We start from the raw sequence: 17,466 nt of genomic DNA, 5'->3' as shown, positions 1-17,466 counted from the left end.
GGGTATGGAGATTGACGAACCCGGCTGGCCCTTGATCGACGACTTCTTCGAGGGACTCGCCGAGGGGAGGAAGGCGCCAACCGTGCGCCGATATGCGCGTGTGCGCCATCGCCTCTACGAGTTTCTTGACGAAGATGACATGAGCGGGTGGCTGCAGCCCGACGAAGTGACCTTGCTCGCGGCCGAGCGTGAGTTCGGGCGTGAGGGAGCCCTCCGTTCTGTAGTCGGCCTTGACGGCCTCTTGCGGTGCCTGCCTGGATTCCTAGGAGCAGAGCGGTTACCCCCGACCGCAGCTGAGGCACGCATGCAGATCAGTGTGATCAGCCGATTCGTCAACTACCTGCGCGGCTGGCACGTCGACCCGGGGGAGCAACTCAGGTCGTTGGGCATTGCCCTGCGGGCGGTCCGACGCGCACGCCTAGATCTTCAAGCCCGCGATTCGCCGTCCTTGCAGGCGGCCATCGACCACATCGATCAGATGCCGAGCCGCTTCAGGCAGGAGCCGGGTCCGCAGTGGTAGTGCTATAGTTGAAGCATCAACTAATGGAGGAATGGCACCATGGCGACGTACTCGATCTCGGACCTGGACAACCGGCTGCAGCCCAGCCCGCTCATGCCAGTGCTCTTCGTCGGTCACGGCAACCCCATGCACGCCATCGCCGACAACGCGTTCACCCAGAAGTGGGCCGAGGTCGGCCGCGGCCTGCCCGACGCACAGGCGATCGTGGTCGTCAGCGCCCACTGGCTGACGCCGGGCCAGACGCACATCACCGACGCGCCCAAGAACAAGATCATCTACGACTTCGGTGGCTTCCCCGACGAGCTCTACCGCGTGCAGTACGACACCGTCGGTGACCGGGACGTCGCCCGGCTCCTGGCCAAGCAGCTCGTCGAGTACGAAGCCGAGCTCGACAAGCAGTGGGGCCTCGACCACGGCACGTGGAGCGTGCTCAAGCACCTGGCTCCCGCGCCGGAGGTCCCGGTCCTGCAGATCAGCATCGACTACGCGATGCCGCTGCCCGAGCTCTACCAGCTCTACGGCCGCCTGCGGGCGATGCGCCGTCGCGGCGTCGTGTTCATCGGCAGCGGCAACATCGTGCACGCCCTCAGCCGGGTCAAGTGGGACGGCGGCACGGCCTGGGACTGGGCCGAGCAGTTCGACGCCGACACCGCCGTCGCGCTCCGCGACCGAGAGGTCGGCAAGCTCGTCAACCCGTATGCGACCTGGTCCGAAGCCCGCATCGCGGTGCCCACCGACGATCACTACCGCCCAATGGTCGCCGCCCTGAGTCTGCTCGAGGACGGCGAGGACATCGAGTTCTTCAACGACGAGATCGACATGGGCTCAGTCAGCATGAGGTCCTTCATCTCGGTCTGATCCCCGTGCGCGACCCGTAGGCTGTCTGGACCTCAAGGAGCCTTCATGACATCTGTCACCATCACGCACATCGGCGGTCCGACCGCGCTGATCGAGTTCGGGGGGTGGCGGATCCTCACCGATCCGACCTTCGACCCTCCCGGCAAGCGTTACTTCTTCGGGTGGGGCACGATGTCGAGCAAGCTCGCGGGCCCGTCGATCAAGCCCGACGACCTCGGCCCGATCGATGCCGTGCTGGTCAGTCACCACCATCACGCCGACAACCTCGATCCCACCGGCGTCTCGATGCTGCCGAAGCTCGGTACGGTGCTGACGACCAAGAAGGCAGCCAAGAAGCTCGGCGGAGGTGCGATCGGCCTTGCCGCGTGGGACACCTGGACCCTCGAGGCGCCCGGCAAGGAGACGATCACCGTCACGGCGACCCCGTGCCAGCACGGACCTGTCGGCCTCAACCCGATCACCGGACCGGTCGTCGGCTTCGCCCTGGAGTGGTCGGGCCAGCAGCACGGCGCGTTGTGGATGACCGGCGACACGGTCCTCTTCAGCGGCCTGCGCGATGTCGCCGCACGCCTCGAGGTGGGCACGATGCTGATGCACCTCGGCTCAGTGCGCTTCCGCTACCTCACCGGCTGGCTGCGCTATTCCATGGACGCCAAGCAGGGCGCCGAGCTGATCGACATCGTCAAGCCGTCCGCCGTCGTCCCGGTGCACTACGAAGGCTGGTCACACTTCCAGCAGGGCCGGGACGATGCCGAGCAGGTCCTGGCGGGCTCGACCCACGCGGACCGCGTCACCTGGGTCGACCCCGGTGGATCGACCGTCGTCACGGCCTAGCGGTCAAGCCTGGCGCGCCTCAGGAGTGCCATCCTCCTGGGCGGCGATCTGACGGCGTACGTCGTCCATGTCGAGGTCCTTGACCGCCGTGATGATCTGCTCGAGTCCGGCCGCCGGAAGCGCACCGGGCTGGGAGAACACGAGGATGCCGTCGCGGAACGCCATCAGCGTCGGGATCGAGGTGATCTGGGCGGCCGCAGCCAGCTCCCGCTGGTCCTCGGTGTCGATCTTGCCGAAGACGACGTCGGTGTGCTGCTCGCTCGCGGCCTCGAAGACCGGGCCGAACTGCTTGCACGGACCACACCATTCGGCCCACCAGTCGACAAGGGTGATGCCCTCAGCGCCGATGACGTCGTCGATGGTGTCCTTGGTCAGGGTGACGGTGCTCATGACTGCCTCTCATAGGAAAACTCCGTACGCACTGTTCAACGGTACGTCCGCCGCGGGCATTCCCGGGATCTCAGCGCGATTCCAGGGCGCTCACGGGGTGGTGTCGGCCTCCACGCTGGGGGATGTCGTCGTCGGCGCCGGTTCCGTCGGGGTCGTCGTCTCAGGGGTCAAGTCGGTGCTCGCCTTGCCGGACTTCTTGTCCTTCCTGTCTTCCTTCTTGCCCTTGCCCTTGTTCTCGACCGGAGCCTGCGGTGTGAACCCGCTGGCCACGGTCAGTGTCACGGTCGAGCCGATCTTGGCGGTGCCGGTCGGATCGACCTCGATCACGGTGCCGGCAGCCTTGTCCGACGGGGCGTACGCGGCCTTGGCCTTGAGCCCGAGCTTCTTGAGCCGGGCCACGCCCTTGTCGTATGACTCCCCGATCAGCGCGGAGGCGGGGACGCGTACGCGCCCGGTCGCGACCGACAGGGTCACGACGCTGTCCTCGTCAGCCTCGGTGCCGGCGGCGGGCGACTGGCGCACGACCTCTCCGGCTTTCGCGTTGGCGACGTTGACCTTGCGCACCGCGACCTTGAGGCCCTCGGCCTTGAGCAGGGTCGTCGCGGCACTCTGCGACTTGCCGTCGACATCGGGGACGGTCACGGTCTTGGGGCCGCCTCCGAGCAGCATCCAGCCGAGCGCGGCGGCAATCAGCAGGACGACGACGGAGCTGAGAAGCACCATGCGTCGCGGCGAACGCCGGCGGCGTACCTCCTCGGCAGCGACGACGCTCTCTCCGGCCGGAGCAACGGGTGTTGGCGGGTCCCAGACGTTCGCCGGCACACCGGGAAGGGTCGGCCCGTCGTGCTCTCCGACGCTCACGGGTCGCTCGACGATGCCTGGCAGCGTGCTCCCCGTCGCCGGTGGGGCGACCGGCTGGGTGGGCTCCCCGCCGAGGACGGGAGCGTGGCCGGGAGGTGAAGGCACCGACGTGGCGAGTGCGCCGGCGTGCTGCGCGACGACGGTGCCCGAGACCGGTCGATCACGGGGGTCCTTGGCCAGCAGCGCGTTGACGAGCGTGGCCGCCTCGGCGGGCACGGTGTCCGGCAGGCCGGGCGGGTCGGCCTGGATGTGCGCCAGAGCCGTCGCGATGTCGCTGTCGCGGTGGAACGGCAGGTTGCCGCTCAGGCAGATGTAGGCCACGATGCCGAGCGCGTAGAGGTCCGAGGCGGGCGTGGCCGTACGACCAGCGGCCTGCTCGGGGCTGAGGTAGTCCGCGGTTCCGATCAGCGCACCGGTCTGGGTCAGCGGCTCCCCGCCTGCTGCGTGGGCGATGCCGAAGTCCACGAGCATGACCCGGGCGTCGGGAGTGACGAGGATGTTGCCGGGCTTGAGGTCGCGGTGGACGATCCCGGCGTCATGGGCGGTGTGCAGCGCTGCGGCGATCTCCGCGACGATCGCCATGGTCTCGCCGGTCGACAGCGGGCCACGCTCGGCCAGCAGGGCGGACAACGGGGCCCCGTCGATCAACGGCATCACCAGGAAGGGGACGGGCTTGCCGTCCTCCTCGTCCTCGCCGTAGTCGAACACGTCGACGATGCCGGGGTGGTGCAGCTTGCCGGCCAGCTGTGCCTCGACCCGGAGGCGCGCTCGTACGTTCTCGTCGCCGGCAAGATGGGGTCGGATGATCTTGATCGCGACCTCGCGATCGAGCACGGAGTCGTGCGCCTGCCAGACCTCACCCATACCGCCGCCACCGATGAGCTTGTCGAGGCGGTATCGACCGCCGAGCAGGGGGGGCATCCCTCAAGATTAGTGGCCCATCGGGGACTTCTCATGTCGAGCCGTGCGGACTGACTGTCGCACTTGGCCCGCGGAGGGCATGATCGTTCCATGGAGCGTCGAACCCTGCTGACCGGCTTCGCGGCGATCGGTGCTGCGACCTTGATCGGGTGCGGCAGCGACGACGACAAGCCCACCCCGACGCGCACGCCGTCCAAGGAGCCCACAACAACACAGACGCTCGACAGCATCGATCCGAAGATCGCCTCCACGGTCGCCACGGGCCTCAACGTGCCGTGGGAGATCGTGTTCCTCGAGAGCGGGGATGCGCTGGTGTCGCAGCGTGACGAGGGGTCGATCGTGCGGATCTCGACGACCGGCAAGGTCACCAAGGTCGGCGATGTCGACGGCGCATCCGGAGGTCCCGGGGGAGAGGGCGGGCTTCTGGGGCTTGCCCTGGCCCCTGATGACGAGTCGACCCTGTTCGCGTTCGTCACGACCGAGTCCGACAACCGGGTCGTACGCCTGAGCCTCGACGGCGACTCGCTGAGCTCGCAGAAGCCCATCCTCACCGGCATCGCGAAAGGCGGCCGCCACCACGGTGGACGTCTGCTGTTCGACGGCGACGGCAACCTGTTCGTGTCGACCGGCGACGCCGGCGACGGCGCGCAAGCCCAGGACAAGGGATCCCTCAACGGCAAGATCCTGCGCATCACCCGCGACGGCAAGGCCGCTCCCGGCAACCCGTTCGACAATCGCACCTGGTCCTACGGCCACCGCAACAGCGAGGGTCTCGCCTACGACGCGGACGGCCGGTTGTGGGCCACGGAGTTCGGCGATAGGACGGCCGACGAGCTCAACCTGATCAAGCGCGGTGGCAACTACGGCTGGCCGGACGCCGAGGGCAGGTCCGACAATGACGACTTCATCAACCCGAAGGTCACGTGGGGCACCGACGAGTGCTCGCCGTCCGGACTGGCGATCACCAGGTCGACCGCCTTCCTCGGGGCGCTGCAGGGCGAATGCCTGTTCGCCGTCAGCCTCGACGGCGAGAAGACCGGGAAGCCCCGGGCGTACTTCGGGGGGGACCACGGGCGGATCCGAAGCGTGACGATCGCGCCGGATGGCGCACTGTGGGTGACTACCAGCAACACCGATGGCCGGGGCGACCTGCGAAAGGACGACGACCGGATCTTCCGCGTCACGCTCTGAAACTACCGAACGGTAAGGGTTACGCCGCGGTCAAACGTGAGGATAACCTCAGGTCAAGCCCGTGAGCAGAGGAGCGCCGCATGGACGAGTCCACGTTCGAGATCGACTCGACGCAGATCGCCGAGGCATCGGCCCGGTTCCCTGCGCACCGCCTGGCTCCGCGACACGCCAAGCCCAATGCGGACGTCAGCTATCTCGAGACCGCCCCGAGCGCCGAGTTCGGCCGCCATGCGTGGGACGAGTGCGGCCACCTCTGACCACGCCCTGAACGACAGAACGCCACGACCCGAAGGTCGTGGCGTTCTGCTGTTCCAGCTGAGAGTTACAGGGGGCGGCAAGCCGCCCCCGAAGCTCTCGCGAGCTTGTCGTCCTACTTACAGGGGGCGGATGTTCGCGGCCTGCAGGCCCTTCTGGCCCTGCTCGACGTCGAACTCGACCTTCTGGTTCTCGTTCAGCGAGCGGTAGCCGCTGGACTGGATCGCGCTGAAGTGCGCGAATACGTCTTCGCTGCCGTCGTCGGGGGCGATGAATCCGAAGCCCTTGTCAGCGTTGAACCACTTGACGGTTCCTGTTGCCATGTCTAACTCCTCTTGGCGAGTTCACTCACGACCTTCGCGAGTGAGTGTCGCGACGTACATCCAACCTTCGAGAAGAACTAGACACCCCGAGAGGAACTCATTCATTCTTACGGCCCAACGTCGTGCAACTGCCGACAAGCCTAGGGCACAGCGAACCCCCAAGGGAAAGCCTTTCGTGTGGCGAATCCAAAAAATTCACCACCCGGAAACACGGCTACCTTCGGCCGAACACCTGCGAAACCCACCAGACTCCGTACTCGTCCTGAACAGCGCCGACACCGATCCAGCGCTTGTTGGTGCTGAGGATGTTGGCGCGGTGTCCTGACGACTTCATCCAGGCATTGACCACGCTTCTGCCGGTCGAATAGCCGTACGCGATGTTCTCCGACACGCTCGTGAGCCCACAAGCGCTCAGGATCGTGCTCATGCTCTGGTGCTTGAGCGTGCGATGGCTGGCCATCCAGGCGGCCTGCCTCTCGGCGTACGTGTCGACGCACGAGTGAGCCTTCACCGGGACCTTGTCGTAGTAGACACGCTTGGCGTTGGTCCACTTGATGACGTCGTACTCGTACGTCGTCGACGTCATCGCCGATGCCGGCGCGAACGTCAGGATCAACATCACCATCAATGAGCCCGCAAGCACGCGCGGGTTCAGCACTTTTGTCATGGGTCTCTCCCTCCCACCCACACCATAGGTCACACGGCGCACACGGGTGAGCAGAAATCGTCAGAGCGGGACCGGGCGTTGATAGTTCGAACGGACCAGTCCTTATAGTCACGTCGAACCAAAGTCAAGACTGCCTTTCTTCCTGAAAATTCCCTAAGTTGACTCCGTTGTGCCGCGCGCGCCTCACGAGGGCGTACGCACAGCAGGCCAGGCAATCCGCTCGGCTGCTCATCAATGGGAAACACAGGGGGAACAGTGAAGCGCGTGACCTCAGGCCTTCTTGGCCTAGCACTCGCGGCAGCGTTCGGTACGGCATACGCCGTACCGAGCTCCGCATCAGCAGCACCATCGGTCGCAGACAGCGACCGCGCCACCAGCCAGCAGGACGAGCTGCCGAGCCCGCTCGAGGACAAGCGCCGGGCGATGCGGGAGTCCGCCATCACGGGTGTGCTCAACGGTGAGCTCAAGCCCGTCCAGAAGGACGGCAGCACCGTCGTCAAGGTCGGCCGCGGCACGAGCCCGGCCGAGGCCGCTCGCAAGGCGAACCTGGAGGGCCGCAAGTTCAAGGCTCGCAGTGGCGCCCTGCAGGATCAGTACGTCGAGCTCTCGCAGGAGCGCGCCGACAAGATCTTTGTGATCCTCGCGGAGTTCGGCAACGAGCGTCACCCTGACTACCCCGACGTCGACACCGACCCGGACACGCCCGGACCCACGACGTTCGAAGGACCCCTTCACAACAAGATCCCCGAGCCCGACCGCACCAAGGACAACTCCACGGTCTGGCAGGCGGACTACAACCGCCAGCACTACCAGGACCTCTACTTCAAGAAGACGGCCGACTCGGTCAAGACGTACTACGAGAAGCAGTCGTCAGGGCGCTACACGGTCGACGGCACAGTCTCGGACTGGGTCAAGGTGCCGTACAACGAGGCGCGCTACGGCCGCGAGGACTCCGGCACCTGGTACCTCATCCAGGACGCGGTCACGGCCTGGATCGCCCAGCAGAAGGCGGCCGGCCAGACCGACGAGCAGATCAAGACGGCTCTCGCGGCGTACGACAAGTACGACCGCTACGACTTCGACGGCGACGGCGACTTCAACGAGCCTGATGGCTACATCGACCACTTCCAGATCGTGCACGCCGGAGGCGACGAGGCTGACGGTGATCCGCAGCAGGGCGAGGACGCCATCTGGTCGCACCGTTGGCACGCGTTCCTGACCGATGCCGGCATCACCGGACCGGCCAACAACAAGCTCGGTGGCACCCAGATCGGTGACACGGGCATCTGGATCGGCGACTACACGGTCCAGCCCGAGAACGGCGGACTGTCGGTGTTCGTCCACGAGTACGGTCACGACCTCGGTCTGCCGGACGCCTATGCGATCAGCGGCGGCGGCGACAACTCCAACGAGTACTGGACCTTGATGGCCCAGAGCCGGCTCAACGCCAAGGACGAGCCACTCGGCACGCGACCGGGCGACATCGGTGCGTGGGAGAAGCTCCAGCTCGGCTGGCTCGACTACGAGGCGATCGGTGCGAAGCAGAAGAAGACGATCGAGATGGGCCCGCAGGAGTACAACACGGCCAAGGCCCAGGGCGCGGTCGTGGTGCTGCCCAAGAAGAGCGTGACGACCGACAACGGCGCACCCGCGTCGGGCGCCAAGCAGTTCCACTCCGGCTCCGGCGACGACCTGGCCAACTCCATGACCAGGGACGTGGACCTCACCGGCAAGACGGGTGCGGAGCTGACGGCGAAGATCCGTTACGAGATCGAGGAGGGCTACGACTACGCGTACGTCCAGGCCTCGACCGACGGCGGAACCAACTGGACGTCGCTCAACGGGACGATCAACGGCACGCCGATCGGCGTCGACACCTCGGGACGACCGGGCATCGACGGTGAGCAGGCGGACTGGGCTGACCTCAAGGTGCCGCTGTCGGCATACGACGGTCAGAACATCAAGCTGCGGATCTTCTACAAGACCGACGGCGGCCTGGCCCTCGGTGGCCTGTACGCCGACGACGTCGCGGTCACGGCCGGCACCGAGACGCTGTTCACGGATGGCGCTGAGGACGGCGCCACCGGGTTCGACCTCGACGGGTTCCGGATCCTCGGTGCCACGACGACGGAGCAGTTCGACAACTACTACGTCATGGGTCACCGCTCCTACGTGTCCTTCGACAAGTACCTGTTGACCGGTCCGTACAACTTCGGGTTCCTCAACACGAAGCCGGACTGGGTCGAGCACTACAAGTACGGTCACGGCCTGCTGATCTCGTACTGGGACACGTCAATGGGTGACAACAACACGAGCCTGCACCCGGGCTCGGGTCGCAACCTGCCGATCGACGCCAACCCGGAGCCGATCATCAACATCGCGACAGGTGCCCCGTGGCGCGCCCGTATCCAGATGTACGACGCGCCGTTCTCGTTGCACAAGGCCGACTCGATGACGCTGCACACCAACGGTGTGCCCAGCTACATCCGCGGTCAGGCAGCGAAGCCGCTGTTCGACGACACCAAGAAGTACTGGTACGCCGAGCTGCCCAACCACGGCGTCAAGCTGCCGGCGGTGGGGGTCAAGGTGAAGGTCCTCGAGGAGGACGGCACCTCGCTGAAGGTCAGGTTCAACTGACCATCCCATAGGCGGGAGTACGGATCGGGGGATCCGTGCTCCAACGGGTCGGGACCCGGGTCGACAACGGAGGAATTCGTTGCCGACCCGGGTTTCGGACGTCAGCGGCTTCGGGCGTCTGTCACGTTGCCCAGCGCCGGAAGCGCAGCTTCGAGTGCTGCGAGCTCGTCGGGGGAGAGCCCTTCGAGCCGGTCGATGATGACGGCGTCCTGCGCGGCCCGGCGGCGTTCGAGGGTTCGGCGGCCCAGGGGCGTGATGTCGATCAGCGCCACGCGTCCGTCGCGGGCGTCCGACGTGCGGGTCACGAGCCCGCCCGCCTCGAGGCGTTGCACGAGTCCGGTCATGGCCGGCTGCGTGACCCCCTCGCGCTCGGCGAGGGCGGTGATCCTCATCGCCCCTTTGCGGGCCAGGCACGACAGTGCCGAGGCGGCTGCGCGGCTCAGCGAGTCAGCGCGGGTGGAACGCAGAAGGCCGCCCGCGAACTCACGGAGCCCGCGTGCGAGGTGGTCGAGGTCAGGTTGCGCCATGCAACCAAGCGTATGGCGAGGTTATGCAACCTTCAACTTGTGTGCGTTGTGTTCATCGTTGCCGTTCCGCGGAATTTTCCGGAATCCGGGTTTACGCTGCACATGACACGGAGGTAGCGATGAGCGACTCGAGCGTGGCGGCCGCGAAGAAGGCGACCGCAAAGAAGACCACCGCCAAGAAGGCGACCGCGAAGAAGGCACCGGCGAAGAAGGTGACCGCCAAGAAGTCGACCGCGAAGAAGGTCGCCACGAAGAAGGTGGCCGCCAAGAAGTCGCCGGCGAAGAAGGTGACTGCCAAGAAGGTGGCTGCCAAGAAGTCGCCGGCGAAGAAGGTGACCGCCAAGAAGGTGACCGCCAAAAAGGTGACCGCCAAGAAGACGCCGGCGAAGAAGGTGACTGCCAAGAAGGTGGCTGCCAAGAAGTCGCCGGCGAAGAAGGTGACCGCCAAGAAGGTGGCTGCCAAGAAGTCGCCGGCGAAGAAGGCGACCGCCAAGAAGACGACCGCCAAGAAGACGACCGCCAAGAAGGCGACGGCGAAGAAAGCGGCCAGCGGCTAGCTAGCGACGTCGCACGGCGTAGATCACAGCGCCGGCGGCGACGACAGCGGCACCCGTGACGACGGTGGAAAGCGGGAGACTCAGCGCCAGCGCGGTGCAACCGGCCAGGCCGAGCGCCGAGACGAGGCGCGGCCCGACCGCGCGGCTGAGCGTCCAGGCTGAGGCATTGGCGATCGCGTAGTAGACGAGCACGCAGAACGACGAGAAGGCGACGCTCGTGACCAGGTCACCGAGGCAGATCAGAGCTGCGACCACGACACCGACCGCGATCTCCGCGACGTGGGGCACCCGGGTGCGCTCACTGACGGCCGCGAGCCCGTGCGGAAGGTGCCCGTCGCGGGCCATCGCCAGCGTCGTGCGTGAGACGCCCAGCATCAGGGACAGAAGCGCTCCTCCGGCGGCCAGTGCGGCCCCGACCAGCACCAACGGCACCAGGCCATGCGCGTCGACCGCGTCGACGCCTGCGACGAACGGCCGGACGGAGTCGGCGAGCTCCGAGGCGCCGAGCACGTGCAGTAGCGCAAGCGCAGCCGCTGCGTAGAGCGCGAGCACCAGGACGAACGTCACGGCGATGGCTCGCGGGATCGTCCGAGCGGGTTCGCGCACCTCCTCACCGAGCGTGGCGAGGCGGGCATATCCAGCGAACGCGAAGAACAGCAGCCCTGCGGCCTCGAGCACGCCGCCGGATGTAGTCGGAAGGTCTGGGGTCGCGGTGCCATGGCCGGAGAACATCACGACCACCGCGATGACCACGATCAAGACGACCGCGGTGACGAGCGGGATGCTGACCGCCGCGGACTTCTCGACGCCGGCGAGGTTGACGGCCGTGAAGACCACGACCGCCGCGAGAGCGCCGAGCCGCGCGTGGTCGGGCCACAGATAACTGCCCAGGGCGAATGCCATCGCCGCGCAGGACGCGACCTTTCCGGCGATGAACGACCAGCCGGCGAGGTAGCCCCACAACGGACCGAGCCGTTCGCGGCCGTAGACGTACGTGCCACCGGCCACCGGGTGTCGGCGGGCCAGGCGTGCCGACGAGATGGCGTTGCAGGCCGCGACTACCGCCGCGATCGCGAGTGCGGCGAGGAGCCCGTCGCCGGCCGCCGACACCGCTGGCGGGAACACCACGAACAGCCCGGCGCCGATCATGGCGCTCATGCCGACCGCCACCGAGCCGACGAGCCCGAGGCGGCGATCGAGCGATGCGGTCATGTCAGAGGTCGTAGTCGATGACCAGGGGAGCGTGATCGGACCAGCGCTCGGCCCAGCTGGGTGCCCGGTCGACGACGGCCTCACGAGCTGAGGCAGCGAGCTCGGGCGTCGCGATCTGGTAGTCGATGCGCCAGCCGGTGTCGGTGTCGTAGGCCTGACCACGCATGGACCACCACGTGTAGGGCCCGTCGACGTCGCCGGCCAGGGTGCGGTGCACGTCGACCCAACCGAGCTCGCCGAAGTAGCGGTCGAAGTAGGCGCGCTCCTCGGGCAGGAAGCCGGCCTTCTTGACGTTGCCCTTCCAGTTGCGAATGTCGCGCTCGGTGTGGCCCACGTTGAGGTCGCCGGTGACGACGCCGTGGTTGCCGGTCGCACGGATCTCGGCGAGCCGTGTGGCCATCTGCTCGAGGAATCGGTACTTGTCCTCCTGACGCGGCGTGCCGGCCTCACCGGAGTGGACGTATGCCGACACGGTCGTCAGGATCGATCCGTCCGACAGCGGGATGTCAGCTTCGATCCAGCGGCCGGAGTCGTGGAAGTAGTCATCGCCATTGCCGACGCGGAAGTCCTTGGGCTCGGCCCGGCTGAGCACGGCGACACCGGCGCGTCCCTTGGCTGCAGCCTCTGCGTGGACGACGTGATAGCCGGCGTCAGCAGTCAGCTCGTGGACGATCGCGTCAGGTGCCCGGACCTCTTGCAGCGTCACGATGTCGGCGCCTCGATCGGCGAGCCAGTCGCCGAATCCGAGGGTCTGCCCCCGGGTCTTGTTGTGGGCGGCGCGGATGCCGTTGACGTTGACGGTGGCGATACGAAGCACGGCATCACCCTAGTCGGCGGCTCCGACCGTTTTGCGCGGGTCTCAGTTGGCGGCGATGAGGCTCGTGGCGACGGCGAGGAGCGCGGGTACGCCCTGGATCGCGGCCGCGCGGGCATACGACTTGCCGCCGCTGGAGATCAGCACGACGGCCGCGGCGAGCATGCTGCCGCACGCGAAGACGATGAGGGTCCAGCCCATCGTGTCGTGGCTGTCGCAGAACGTGATGAGACCGATGCCGACGAAGGTGCCGATCGCGAGGAAGAGGTTGTAGAAGCCCTGGTTGAACGCCAGGGAGGCGGTCGTGTCGGCGTCGGCCTGAGACGCCAGCCCGAACGTCTTCCACGTCTTCGGCTTGCGCCAGTCGAGGGACTCCAGCTTGAAGAACAGCACGTGCAGCAGGGCAGCGATGCCCGCGAAGATCAGCGCGAGGACGGTCATGCGAAGAACCTAGCGGTCAGAACTCCTCGTGCGTACGGGGATCGCCGCCGATGCGCTGGCCGGTGTCGAGACTCGCGATGCGGTCGAGGTCGTCCTGGTCGAGCTCGAAGTCGAAGATGTCGAGGTTGCTGCGGAACCGCTCGGGCGTCTCCGACTTCGGGATCGGGGCGGCGCCGATCTGCGTGTGCCAGCGGAGCACAACCTGCGCGGGCGACTTGCCGTGCCTGGCGCCGATCTCGGCGAGCACCGGGTTGTCGAGCAGGTCGCTGCCACGGCCGATGGGCGTCCAGCTCTGCGTGATGATGCCGTATCCCTCGTCAGCGGCGCGCTGCTCGGCCTGCGGGAAGTAGGGATGCAGCTCGACCTGGTTGACCGCCGGTGTCACCCCGGTCTCCGCGATGAGCCGGCTGAGGTGCTCGGGGAGGAAGTTGGAGACGCCGATTGACCGCGTCAGCCCCTCGTCGCGGAGCTCGATCATGGCCTGCCAGGTGTCGACGTACTTGTCGATGCGAGGGAGCGGCCAGTGGATCAGGTAGAGATCGACATGGTCGAGCCCGAGGCGTTCGAGCGATGCGGTCAGCTCGATGCGCGGGCCCTGCGACCCGTGTGCGTGACCGGGCAGCTTGGTCGTGACGAACAGCTCATCGCGGGAGACCGGCGAGTCGGCGATGCCGCGGCCCACCTCCGTCTCGTTCTCGTAGCGCGTCGCGGTGTCCAGCAGTCGGTATCCGGTGTCGATCGCCTCGACGAAGACCTGGGGATCCTTGATGGAGTAGGTCCCGAAGCCGAGGACCGGCATCTGGCGTCCGTCGTTGAGCTCCAGCAGCGGTGCAGTATCCATGTCTCCAAACCTACGCCGGACCTCAGCCCACCTGCTTGGCGGCGGCTCGGCCGGCGGCCCGGCCGCTGAAGATGCAGCCGCCGAGGAACGTTCCCTCGAGGGAGTTGTAGCCATGCACGCCACCACCACCGAAGCCGGCGACCTCGCCCGCGGCATACAGCCCGGCGAGCGGCGAGCCGTCGGCTCCAAGGACCTGTGAGTCGAGGTTCGTCTCGAGGCCACCGAGGGACTTGCGGGTCAGGACATGCAGGCGTACGGCGATCAGCGGCCCCTTCGAGGGGTCGAGGATCTTGTGCGGGGACGCAACCCGGATGAGCTTGTCGCCGCGATAGCTCCGCGCCTGCTTGAGCGCGGCGATCTGCAGGTCCTTGGTGAACGCGTTGTCGAGCTCGCGGTCGCGCTCGGCGACCTGACGGCGTACGTCCTCGAGGTCGACGGGAGCATCTGGCGTCAGCGCGTTCATGCCGGCAACGAGCTCCTCGATCGTGTCGGCCACGATGAAGTCCTCGCCCTTGGACTTGAACGCCTCGACGGGCCCGGTGGCGCCCTTGGCGAGGCGCTGCTTGACCAGCTCGCGCACGCTCTTGCCGGTCAGGTCAGGGTTCTGCTCCTGCCCGGAGAGGGCGAACTCCTTCTCGATGATCGCCTGTGTCAGCACGAACCACGAGTGGTCGTGGCCGCTCTGGCGCAGCAGCTTGAGGGTGCCGAGGGTGTCGAAGCCCGGCAGGCCCGGAATCGGCAGCCGCTTGCCGGCGCCGTCGAGCCAGATCGACGACGGCCCGGGCAGGATGCGGATGCCGTGGTGTGGCCAGATCGGGTCCCAGTTCTTGATGCCCTCGACGTAGTGCCACATCCGGTCGCGGTTAATGTGGCTCGCGCCGGCCTCCTCCGCGATGCCGAGCATGCGGCCGTCGACGTGGGCGGGGACGCCGGAGATCATGTGCTGCGGGGGAGTGCCGAGGCGGTCGGGCCAGTTGGCGCGTACGAGATCGTGGTTGCCGCCGATGCCGCCGGAGGTCACGATGACCGCCTGCGCCGTCAGCTCGAATTCACCGACCGACGTACGCGATGTGGGTGCTGCACGCTCGGCGTCAGTCGGCTCGAGGACCTGCCCGCGTACGCCGGTCACGACGCCGTCGCTGACGATCAGCTCGTCGACCCGGTGGCGGAACGCGAACTGCACCAGGCCTTGGTCGTGCCCTGCTCGCACGAGCTTCTCGAAGGGCTCGACGATGCCGGGGCCGGTGCCCCAGGTGATGTGGAAGCGGGGTACCGAGTTGCCGTGACCGCTGGCCAGCCCGCCGCCGCGCTCGGCCCAACCGACAACCGGGAACACGCTGTGGCCCCGTTCCTTGAGCCAGGCGCGCTTCTCGCCTGCCGCGAAGTTGACGTACGCCTCGGCCCACTGCCGCGGCCAGTGGTCCTCGTCGCGGTCGAACTGGGCGCTGCCCATCCAGTCCTGCATCGCGAGATCGACCGAGTCCTTGATGCCCATGCGGCGCTGCTGCGGCGAGTCGACGAAGAACAGGCCGCCGAAGGACCAGAAGGCCTGACCGCCGATGCCCTGCTCGCCCTCCTGGTCCACGAGGATGACCTTGCGGCCGGCTTCGACGAGCTCTGCGGTGGCGACGAGGCCTGCGAGGCCCGCTCCGACGACGATGACATCAGCATCCATGACGCAGATTGTGTCCTACGCGGGCTCACGCGATGCCGCGGCGGCCAACTGAGCGGCGGTGCGACACGGTGTTTGAACCGGTGAAATTGCTGTCGTATAGGAGCGTTATGGGTCTAGATTCAGCCCTAACATTCATCGTTGGGAGAAGATTTACCATGGCCGTTGACTTCAAGTCTCTGGACAGAAACACGCAGGGAGCGCTCATCGCCGGTGGGCTCTCGATCATCCTGTCGTTCTTCGGGAGCTACGTGACGATTGACGCCGGACCAGTGTCCGCGGGAACGAGCGCGTGGGACAGCTACGCCACGCTCGGTGTCCTCCTCGTGATCGCAGCGACGGTGATCATTGCGATCAAGGCGTTCGCCAGCGAGAACCTTCCCGATACCGTCCCGTGGAGCCTGGTGGCGCTCGCTGCTGCCGGTCTCGGCACCTTGCTGATCATCCTCCGCGCTTTCACGTATGACGACGGCGGCATCGTCGACGTCGGACCTGGCTGGTCGGGATGGGCGCTGTTCATCACGACGATCGCGCTGACCGCGTTCACCTTCTTGCTGTTCAAGGAGTCGGGCGAGAAGATGCCAGATCTCAACAAGAAGGACACGCCGCCTGCTGCGTGACCGACTGATCCACGAAGGGCCCGGCTCCGGCCGGGCCTTTCGCATGTCCGGATCAGGACGTGAAGGGTGGCCGGTCGTCGAGGCGTACGGACTGGCGTCCGGCCCAGCGCCACAGCCGGGCAGTGAAGTCGCGGTCCTCGTCCGTGACGAGGTTGCCCATGACCCGCAGGGCGAACGTCATGAGCCGGTGCGACCGCATGCCGATGGGCCCCGCCGTGGGCAGCAGCCGGGGGACGGTGATGAGCCCGGCGAGGCGGCGGGCGATCGAGAACGCCTCGCCGTAGTGCGTCGTGAGCAGGGCCGGCCAGGCGTGCTGCAGGTCGGCGTGTGCGCGCATGAGCTCGGCGCCGACCCGGCCGGTCTCGAGGCCGTAGTCGATGCCTTCGCCGTTGAGCGGGTTGACGCAGCCGGCCGCGTCACCGACGAGGATCCAGTTGGGGCCGGCCACGCCGGAGACCGCGCCTCCCATGGGCAGCAGGGCGCTGGTGGGCATACGGAGTTCACCGCTCAGGTCCCATTCCTCGCGGCGGAGGCCCGCGTAGTACTCCATCAGCGGGCGGATCTGCAGGTCAGCAGGTCGCTTCGCGGTGGCGAGTGCGCCGACGCCGAGGTTCACCTCGCCGTCGCTGAGCGGGAAGATCCAGCCGTAGCCGGGCAGCAGCTCGTCGTCCTCGCCACGGAGCTCGAGGTGCGAGGAGATCCACGGATCGTCGCTGCGTCCGGACTTGACGTACGAACGACCGGCGACGCCGTACGCCGTGTCGCGGTGCCACTCGCGGCCGAGCACGCGGCCCAGCGGGGAACGTACGCCGTCGGCGACCACGAGCCGGTCGCACTGGATCGTGTGCGGCGTGCGGTCCTTGCCGAGGTGGAACGTCACCGAGGTGACCTTGCCGGAGGCATCGCGCTCGGCGTCGACAGCGCGAGCGCCCTCCATCGGTGTCGCGCCGGACTCGAGGGCGACGCGGAAGATCTTGTCGTCGAGCTCGGTGCGGGGGACTGCGGAGCCCCAGTCGGGCAGCGATCCGCCGGGCCAGGGCAGCAGCAGCTCCTGGCCGAAGCCGGAGGCACGGAGCCCGCGGTTGGTGCCGTGACCGCGTACCCACTCCTCGAGGCCCAGGCGCTGCAGCTCGGCGATCGCGCGAGGCGTGAGCCCGTCGCCGCAGGTCTTGTCGCGGGGGAACGTCGCGGCGTCGGCCAGCACGGTGTCCATGCCGAAGCGTGCGGTCCAGGCGGCAGCGGCCGAGCCTGCGGGACCGGCGCCGACGACGAGCACGTCCGTACGTGTCGGCAGGGCGGCGGTCATGAGTCGATTCTCCCAGAGG

19 protein-coding genes are annotated in these 17,466 nt (G+C 67.2%); 8 read left to right on the top strand and 11 right to left on the bottom strand.

Going from position 1 to position 17,466, the window contains the following annotated elements; all coding sequences use genetic code 11:
* Positions 1-4: 4 nt before the first annotated feature.
* From AC1DVU_RS14985 to AC1DVU_RS14975, 3 genes are read left to right on the top strand one after another with little or no spacing between them, the layout of a single operon-like run.
* Positions 5-520 carry a hypothetical protein gene (locus AC1DVU_RS14985; RefSeq protein ID WP_476923246.1) on the top strand — a complete coding sequence of 172 codons (516 nt, stop codon included), beginning with the start codon at positions 5-7 and terminating at the stop codon, positions 518-520.
* 39 nt (positions 521-559) lie between these two features.
* Positions 560-1,378: a dioxygenase family protein gene (locus AC1DVU_RS14980; protein ID WP_476923245.1), complete on the top strand. Its 819-nt coding sequence runs from the start codon at positions 560-562 to the stop codon at positions 1,376-1,378.
* A gap of 45 nt (positions 1,379-1,423) precedes the next feature.
* On the top strand, positions 1,424-2,212 hold the full coding sequence (locus tag AC1DVU_RS14975) for an MBL fold metallo-hydrolase (protein WP_476923244.1): 789 nt from the start codon (positions 1,424-1,426) through the stop codon (positions 2,210-2,212).
* A 3-nt stretch (positions 2,213-2,215) separates the two neighbouring features.
* Here the strand turns inward: AC1DVU_RS14975 and AC1DVU_RS14970 are convergent, their stop codons facing one another.
* Together AC1DVU_RS14970 and AC1DVU_RS14965 are read right to left on the bottom strand one after the other, a co-directional pair.
* Entirely contained in the window at positions 2,216-2,602 is a 387-nt protein-coding gene (locus AC1DVU_RS14970; protein WP_476923243.1) for a thioredoxin family protein, read from the bottom strand.
* 90 nt (positions 2,603-2,692) lie between these two features.
* Positions 2,693-4,384: a protein kinase domain-containing protein gene (locus AC1DVU_RS14965; RefSeq protein WP_476923242.1), complete on the bottom strand. Its 1,692-nt coding sequence runs from the start codon at positions 4,382-4,384 to the stop codon at positions 2,693-2,695.
* Between the two features lie 90 nt (positions 4,385-4,474).
* Between AC1DVU_RS14965 and AC1DVU_RS14960 the strand changes: the two genes are divergently transcribed.
* Positions 4,475-5,575 (top strand): PQQ-dependent sugar dehydrogenase, encoded by a 1,101-nt coding sequence (locus AC1DVU_RS14960; protein ID WP_476923241.1) that lies wholly within the window; start codon positions 4,475-4,477, stop codon positions 5,573-5,575.
* Between the two features lie 80 nt (positions 5,576-5,655).
* Positions 5,656-5,832: a hypothetical protein gene (locus tag AC1DVU_RS14955; RefSeq protein ID WP_476923240.1), complete on the top strand. Its 177-nt coding sequence runs from the start codon at positions 5,656-5,658 to the stop codon at positions 5,830-5,832.
* 117 nt (positions 5,833-5,949) lie between these two features.
* Here AC1DVU_RS14955 and cspE read toward each other — a convergent pair whose 3' ends face one another.
* Positions 5,950-6,153 carry a transcription antiterminator/RNA stability regulator CspE gene (gene cspE / locus AC1DVU_RS14950; protein ID WP_056214575.1) on the bottom strand — a complete coding sequence of 68 codons (204 nt, stop codon included), beginning with the start codon at positions 6,151-6,153 and terminating at the stop codon, positions 5,950-5,952.
* 214 nt (positions 6,154-6,367) lie between these two features.
* On the bottom strand, positions 6,368-6,820 hold the full coding sequence (locus tag AC1DVU_RS14945) for a CAP domain-containing protein (RefSeq protein WP_476923239.1): 453 nt from the start codon (positions 6,818-6,820) through the stop codon (positions 6,368-6,370).
* 264 nt (positions 6,821-7,084) lie between these two features.
* Between AC1DVU_RS14945 and AC1DVU_RS14940 the strand changes: the two genes are divergently transcribed.
* Complete coding sequence (locus tag AC1DVU_RS14940; RefSeq protein ID WP_476923238.1) at positions 7,085-9,457, top strand: immune inhibitor A domain-containing protein; 2,373 nt, start codon at positions 7,085-7,087, stop codon at positions 9,455-9,457.
* A 101-nt stretch (positions 9,458-9,558) separates the two neighbouring features.
* Here the strand turns inward: AC1DVU_RS14940 and AC1DVU_RS14935 are convergent, their stop codons facing one another.
* Complete coding sequence (locus AC1DVU_RS14935; protein WP_476923237.1) at positions 9,559-9,984, bottom strand: MarR family winged helix-turn-helix transcriptional regulator; 426 nt, start codon at positions 9,982-9,984, stop codon at positions 9,559-9,561.
* Positions 9,985-10,103: 119 nt separating this feature from the next.
* Between AC1DVU_RS14935 and AC1DVU_RS14930 the strand changes: the two genes are divergently transcribed.
* Positions 10,104-10,541, top strand: a complete 438-nt coding sequence (locus AC1DVU_RS14930; protein WP_476923236.1) for a histone H1-like repetitive region-containing protein — start codon at positions 10,104-10,106, stop codon at positions 10,539-10,541.
* On the opposite strand, the gene AC1DVU_RS14925 is transcribed toward AC1DVU_RS14930, so the two are convergent.
* Genes AC1DVU_RS14925 through AC1DVU_RS14905 form a run of 5 tightly spaced genes read right to left on the bottom strand, consistent with a single transcriptional unit; the run spans position 10,542 to position 15,524 of the window.
* Positions 10,542-11,753, bottom strand: a complete 1,212-nt coding sequence (locus AC1DVU_RS14925) for an APC family permease (RefSeq protein WP_476923235.1) — start codon at positions 11,751-11,753, stop codon at positions 10,542-10,544.
* Position 11,754: 1 nt separating this feature from the next.
* The gene (locus AC1DVU_RS14920) at positions 11,755-12,570 is read right to left on the bottom strand and encodes an exodeoxyribonuclease III (RefSeq protein WP_476923234.1); all 816 of its coding nucleotides are present in this window, start codon (positions 12,568-12,570) and stop codon (positions 11,755-11,757) included.
* Between the two features lie 42 nt (positions 12,571-12,612).
* Positions 12,613-13,008: a DUF1304 domain-containing protein gene (locus tag AC1DVU_RS14915; RefSeq protein WP_476923233.1), complete on the bottom strand. Its 396-nt coding sequence runs from the start codon at positions 13,006-13,008 to the stop codon at positions 12,613-12,615.
* 16 nt (positions 13,009-13,024) lie between these two features.
* Positions 13,025-13,849 (bottom strand): aldo/keto reductase, encoded by an 825-nt coding sequence (locus AC1DVU_RS14910; RefSeq protein WP_476923232.1) that lies wholly within the window; start codon positions 13,847-13,849, stop codon positions 13,025-13,027.
* Between the two features lie 22 nt (positions 13,850-13,871).
* Positions 13,872-15,524, bottom strand: a complete 1,653-nt coding sequence (locus AC1DVU_RS14905; RefSeq protein ID WP_476923231.1) for an FAD-binding dehydrogenase — start codon at positions 15,522-15,524, stop codon at positions 13,872-13,874.
* A gap of 155 nt (positions 15,525-15,679) precedes the next feature.
* Between AC1DVU_RS14905 and AC1DVU_RS14900 the strand changes: the two genes are divergently transcribed.
* Complete coding sequence (locus AC1DVU_RS14900; protein ID WP_476923230.1) at positions 15,680-16,141, top strand: hypothetical protein; 462 nt, start codon at positions 15,680-15,682, stop codon at positions 16,139-16,141.
* Between the two features lie 52 nt (positions 16,142-16,193).
* Here the strand turns inward: AC1DVU_RS14900 and AC1DVU_RS14895 are convergent, their stop codons facing one another.
* A complete protein-coding gene (locus AC1DVU_RS14895) occupies positions 16,194-17,447 on the bottom strand; it encodes a geranylgeranyl reductase family protein (RefSeq protein WP_476923229.1) in 1,254 nt (417 codons plus the stop codon).
* Positions 17,448-17,466 lie beyond the last annotated feature (19 nt).

The sequence above is a fragment of the Aeromicrobium sp. P2_G6 genome (genome assembly GCF_056403535.1).
Note: the sequence above shows the minus strand (reverse complement) of the source record. Positions and strands in the feature narration are given on the sequence as shown.

Excerpts from the sequence above, each read along its gene's own strand:
- AC1DVU_RS14985 (WP_476923246.1), top strand. The coding sequence starts at position 5 with ATGGAGATTGACGAACCCGGCTGGCCCTTGATCGACGACTTCTTCGAG.
- AC1DVU_RS14980 (WP_476923245.1), top strand. The coding sequence starts at position 560 with ATGGCGACGTACTCGATCTCGGACCTGGACAACCGGCTGCAGCCCAGC.
- AC1DVU_RS14975 (WP_476923244.1), top strand. The coding sequence starts at position 1,424 with ATGACATCTGTCACCATCACGCACATCGGCGGTCCGACCGCGCTGATC.
- AC1DVU_RS14970 (WP_476923243.1), bottom strand. The coding sequence starts at position 2,602 with ATGAGCACCGTCACCCTGACCAAGGACACCATCGACGACGTCATCGGC.
- AC1DVU_RS14965 (WP_476923242.1), bottom strand. The coding sequence starts at position 4,384 with ATGCCCCCCCTGCTCGGCGGTCGATACCGCCTCGACAAGCTCATCGGT.
- AC1DVU_RS14960 (WP_476923241.1), top strand. The coding sequence starts at position 4,475 with ATGGAGCGTCGAACCCTGCTGACCGGCTTCGCGGCGATCGGTGCTGCG.
- AC1DVU_RS14955 (WP_476923240.1), top strand. The coding sequence starts at position 5,656 with ATGGACGAGTCCACGTTCGAGATCGACTCGACGCAGATCGCCGAGGCA.
- cspE (WP_056214575.1), bottom strand. The coding sequence starts at position 6,153 with ATGGCAACAGGAACCGTCAAGTGGTTCAACGCTGACAAGGGCTTCGGA.
- AC1DVU_RS14945 (WP_476923239.1), bottom strand. The coding sequence starts at position 6,820 with ATGACAAAAGTGCTGAACCCGCGCGTGCTTGCGGGCTCATTGATGGTG.
- AC1DVU_RS14935 (WP_476923237.1), bottom strand. The coding sequence starts at position 9,984 with ATGGCGCAACCTGACCTCGACCACCTCGCACGCGGGCTCCGTGAGTTC.
- AC1DVU_RS14930 (WP_476923236.1), top strand. The coding sequence starts at position 10,104 with ATGAGCGACTCGAGCGTGGCGGCCGCGAAGAAGGCGACCGCAAAGAAG.
- AC1DVU_RS14925 (WP_476923235.1), bottom strand. The coding sequence starts at position 11,753 with ATGACCGCATCGCTCGATCGCCGCCTCGGGCTCGTCGGCTCGGTGGCG.
- AC1DVU_RS14915 (WP_476923233.1), bottom strand. The coding sequence starts at position 13,008 with ATGACCGTCCTCGCGCTGATCTTCGCGGGCATCGCTGCCCTGCTGCAC.
- AC1DVU_RS14910 (WP_476923232.1), bottom strand. The coding sequence starts at position 13,849 with ATGGATACTGCACCGCTGCTGGAGCTCAACGACGGACGCCAGATGCCG.
- AC1DVU_RS14905 (WP_476923231.1), bottom strand. The coding sequence starts at position 15,524 with ATGGATGCTGATGTCATCGTCGTCGGAGCGGGCCTCGCAGGCCTCGTC.
- AC1DVU_RS14900 (WP_476923230.1), top strand. The coding sequence starts at position 15,680 with ATGGCCGTTGACTTCAAGTCTCTGGACAGAAACACGCAGGGAGCGCTC.
- AC1DVU_RS14895 (WP_476923229.1), bottom strand. The coding sequence starts at position 17,447 with ATGACCGCCGCCCTGCCGACACGTACGGACGTGCTCGTCGTCGGCGCC.